5 protein-coding genes are annotated in these 4,422 nt (G+C 37.6%); all 5 read right to left on the minus strand.

Features of this window, described 5'->3' with window-relative positions; translation table 11 throughout:
* Positions 1-628: 628 nt before the first annotated feature.
* Positions 629-982, minus strand: a complete 354-nt coding sequence (locus tag AC1DPQ_RS19055; RefSeq protein ID WP_029274238.1) for a hypothetical protein — start codon at positions 980-982, stop codon at positions 629-631.
* 10 nt (positions 983-992) lie between these two features.
* The gene (locus tag AC1DPQ_RS19060; RefSeq protein WP_477580798.1) at positions 993-1,544 is read right to left on the minus strand and encodes an RNA polymerase sigma factor; all 552 of its coding nucleotides are present in this window, start codon (positions 1,542-1,544) and stop codon (positions 993-995) included.
* A gap of 114 nt (positions 1,545-1,658) precedes the next feature.
* Positions 1,659-2,594 carry a ketopantoate reductase family protein gene (locus tag AC1DPQ_RS19065; RefSeq protein ID WP_477580796.1) on the minus strand — a complete coding sequence of 312 codons (936 nt, stop codon included), beginning with the start codon at positions 2,592-2,594 and terminating at the stop codon, positions 1,659-1,661.
* 10 nt (positions 2,595-2,604) lie between these two features.
* Entirely contained in the window at positions 2,605-3,540 is a 936-nt protein-coding gene (locus AC1DPQ_RS19070; RefSeq protein WP_477610544.1) for a hypothetical protein, read from the minus strand.
* Between the two features lie 233 nt (positions 3,541-3,773).
* On the minus strand, positions 3,774-4,422 hold a 649-nt coding region (locus AC1DPQ_RS19075; RefSeq protein WP_477610545.1), incomplete at its 5' end, for a DUF4197 domain-containing protein.

Here is a 4,422-nt window from a genome sequence, read left to right on the forward strand (position 1 = left end):
ACATTAAACCGATCAGCATGATGGCCAATATAAATTTGAACACAAATGGTATGAAGAAAGCGACTGTACCAAGTACAATTCCGAATCCTATGGTTTTTAATATCTTTTTCATTCTCTATATTTTTTTTTTACGGTAACCAATTCATCCTAAACAAATTGACTAACACATCTTTGTTTTTGTTATTTATATAGGAAGACGGAGCAACTTTATTTTTACTTTAAATTATTTTGATTTTTTTATTTACTAAAGAATTTTGTCATCCTGAATGCAATGAAGGATCTTTTTAAATGAATTAAACTGTTGGTCTGTGAGCGAGCAATTAATAGAATCTACAGTTACTCGTTGATCCTTTCGTTATGTCATCCTGAGCGGAGTCGAAGGATCTTTCAAGGGCTAGTTAAATCGCTTTGAGATTACTCACGGCCCTTACCGATGATATATTATAAGTATCGGACGTCATTTTCGATCCGATAGCTATCGAATGACGTGAAACGGAATGGAGAAATCTTTTAATACAGTTTGAAGATCTCTCCACTACGGTCGAGATGACGAATCTCAAGAGATTCTTCACTTCATTCAGAACCACAGTAAAACAAAAAAGCCCCAATTTTAATCGAGGCTTCTAAATTATTCCTTATTGCGATGGTGGCCCCATCCGCCACATCTCCGTTTATATTCTTCTTTGAATTTTGCTCTTTCCTCATCGTTCATCGTCTCCCATTTGGCACGCATGCTCCTTGCCCGCTCACGGAAGCCATTATGTCCTCCATGACCACCTTTATTAAAGTTTCCAAAAAGCAACCTACACAGCACAAGTAAACCGAGCGCTTGCCAATAATTAAGTTTGCCTGCATGTGCCACCTCAGGTAAAATCCAATTCCATAAAAACATAACCACATAACCCAATACCGCTGCAATAAGCACCGCTACGGGTAAAAAGAAAATAAATTTCTTGCGCCGATTAAAATTTCTATTCATCATGTCTGCAAATTTAATAGTTAATAAATTCCTGATATAAATTTTGTAAACGGTTACGCAGGTGTTTTACAGCATAACCCTTTCTTGATATTAATGTTTTGATATTCTCTCCGCTTTCATCTGCCAGTTCCTGAAAAGTACGTTCTTCCAATTCGTTCTGAACAAACACGTAACGCTGATTCTCCGGCAGTTCTCCCAATGCCAAAAACAGTTGATCCCAAAATAGTTTTTTTAAACTTTCTTCTTCTGGTGAGTAAGACTCGGCAAGTAAAATTTCTTTAAAATTGATTTCRCCATCTTCACCTTCGAAAGTGAAATCTTCTAACGATTCTTCTTTTTGTTTACGGTATTTATCTGTGATCTTATTTCTTGCCACCCGATATAACCAGCCACTAATCTGCTCAATGGCGCCAGCCTCTGGTTGATTGCTGAGTTGAAACCAAACATCCTGTAAAATATCTTCCGCATCCTCATCCGTATTCACCCTTCCACGGATGAAACTGAATAAGCGCTTACCATAATTGGCAACCGTTGAAATGATATTTTGAGGTTCGTTTGTTGGCACTAAATTTTGCTTAATAACCCAGTAAACGGATGAAACCCAATATTACTTTAAATTTTCTTTACTTTTTTCGGAAGATCGATTTTTTTCAGTCAAAACACCCTGATTTTTAGCGACTTATAGTGATCCTTTTTTCAGTAATCCTTCGTACAGTTTTTGATAAGTTGGTGCAGCAATGCCAAGTTTTTCGGCTTCCCGTACAATGTAGCCTGTTAACGACTCAACTTCTGTTTGTGGTTTTTGATTGAGATAATCGCGGTGCATGGACGAGGTAACCTCGTAGGGCATCGATTTCATCGTATTTAATGTTTTGCCCGAAATGTCATCACTAATTATTACCCCTTTAGCCAGGGCAAGGTTTTTCACTTCTTCAATTAATTTCAGAACAGTTTCAAGATTTTCTTCTAATACCTTTCCAATGGAGCTATCGAAATAAGATGTAGCGGTAGCCGTAGGAGAAATAAATATAAATTTTTCCCAGATGGCGGTAGAGATTTTATCCGAAACCGTTACATCGATTCCCGCATCAAACATTAAATCTTTCAGATGTAAAACCGCTTCGCCTATTGGCCCATCCATACCAAAAGATAGCTTTTGAATGTTGCCTGAATTTTCGATTATACCAGGCGATTTAATTTTGGAAACGATAAATGCACAGCCTTTTAAAACATTTGCATGAGGCAGGATTTCTAAAATTTCATCACTTGCGCTAACGCCATTTAAAAGTGGCAATAATATCGTGCTATGGTTGATTAAGGGCTTTAACTTTTCGATGGTTTGTTTTAAATCATAGCTTTTAGTGCAGATTATAATAAAATCGGCCACGCCAATTTTATTATAATCATCGGTAGCCAGATATGGCTTAGTTACAAAATTTTCGTTCCCTTTTATTACTGTTAAACCCTTATTTTGGATCTCATTTAAATGTTCGCCACGGGCAACAAAAACAACTTCTACATCATTTCCGTTGCTATATTTCTTAGACAGTAAGCCCCCGAAATATCCACCCACCCCACCAATTCCTACAATAACGATTCTTGTTTTATTTGGCATAATAAACAGATTATTTCAATGCACCCGTTGGGTTATTTCCTTTATCCACTACCGTTTTAATATTCCCCTCTAAATCAGAAACATATATTTTGCTTTGTGTAAAAGGTTTTTCAGCTCCGCTATAAAAAATCCGATCATCGGCCGTAAGAAAAACATAAGGAACATTTATACCTTTTGGCGAAATCCGTTGTACTTTTTTACTGGCCAGATCTAAAATATAAACTGCTTCACTCGGTGCCGTTAATCCGTCTAAACTATCGGCATTTCCTGCATTAAAAATCAGTTTTTTCCCGTCTTTTGTATAAAAAAAACGGTTGCTACTCGCAATGGAAAATTCTTTCCCAATCAAATCGGCTATCAATTTAGTATCGATTAACTTTCCGGTACGATCAAAGGTGTAAAGTTTGGTAAGATCCTGTCCGACGATTTCCTTTTCATTTTTCCAGGTTGGTGCATAAACATTTATTTTAGATGCACTATCGAGCATCACATATCCAGAATTATCGGTTTTTATAACACCTATCTTCCATAAGTTTTTACTGTTAAAAATATTGAAAGCGATCGCAGCTCCATCAGGCGACCACATGGCCTGATAATAATTATTACTATTTACCTGCAATTTACCCTGGCTCTTGTTTTCCATATCAGCAATCCAAATGGATCTGTTCCCGGCCGAATCGCTCAGAGTATATGCCAGTTTATTTCCATCAGGAGAAATAGCCGGATCGGTAGCACCGCCGAACGAAATCTGTTTCATGGTATCGATACTCGTGGCTACAATTTTATCTCCGTCCTGATAGGCTAACGCGAAATTTTTACTGCTTAAAGAAACAGTATCTAAAACGGCTTTCGCATTTTCTGCCTCGGATTTATTGCTTTTGCAGGAAGTAATTAATGCAACGCAGGGAATTAAAATAGAAACTAATGTGGTGCTGATTGTCGTCATGTACAATTTTACAAATAGTTTTTGTGTCTGCGGTTTTTGAAGGGAAGCAGAAGCTATATTTTACTTAATACAAACTTTGTGTTAGTCGATTTTATCCTTCGCTCTGATTCCTGTCTCCACTAACCACAATCAATACCTACACTTAAATCTAATTCCATCTGTGAGGACACAGACCAAGGCATTTGATTTCTTTCCGCCGTGGTTCGTGTCCTCACGAACCACAATTAAACAGATTAAATCTTTTTCTTATCGGCGTAACCAAATACTTTTTGCAACAGGGTTGTACTTCTTGAGCTTAAGTTTCCCCTGATTTTGAGTTCTTCCTTCGCAACTTCAACAAATAAACCATCTATCGCTTTTTGTGTAACGTATTCGGTTAAATTCGTATTTACAGGCTTAACCAAAGGCAGGCGATTGTATTGTGTAGTTAAGTCGCTATAATATTTGGTGGCATTTACCTTATTTAAACTTGTAGTTACAATTGGGCTAAATTTTTGCATCAGCTGGGAAGTAGTTACCCTTTTAAAGTATTCGGTAGCTGCGTCTTTATTACCCAATAGGATATTAGTCGCATCGGTTAATGTCATTTGTTTAATGGCTGAGATAAAAATAGGCTTTGCTTCGGTAGCAGCATCTTCTGCGGCACGGTTTAGGCTTACAATCACATTATCGCAAAGTTTGTTCAAGCCTATGCCACGTAATGTTCTTTCAACCTTTTGTGCTTCAGGAGGCATCAAAATTTTAACGGCCAGATTGCCTAAAAAACCATCTTTAAGCGAAAGCCTGTCGGCACCTGCAGAAACACCAATTTGCAGGGCTTCCTTAATCCCTTGTCCTATTTCAAAAGTAGATGGCGTTCCGGTGGCAGCTGTGGTAGTGCCC

The sequence above is a fragment of the Pedobacter sp. 01T416_2 genome (assembly GCF_056398925.1).

Bases quoted from the DNA above. Each gene is read 5' to 3' on its own strand.
- AC1DPQ_RS19055 (WP_029274238.1), bottom strand. From the start codon at position 982: ATGATGAATAGAAATTTTAATCGGCGCAAGAAATTTATTTTCTTTTTA.
- AC1DPQ_RS19065 (WP_477580796.1), bottom strand. From the start codon at position 2,594: ATGCCAAATAAAACAAGAATCGTTATTGTAGGAATTGGTGGGGTGGGT.
- AC1DPQ_RS19070 (WP_477610544.1), bottom strand. From the start codon at position 3,540: ATGACGACAATCAGCACCACATTAGTTTCTATTTTAATTCCCTGCGTT.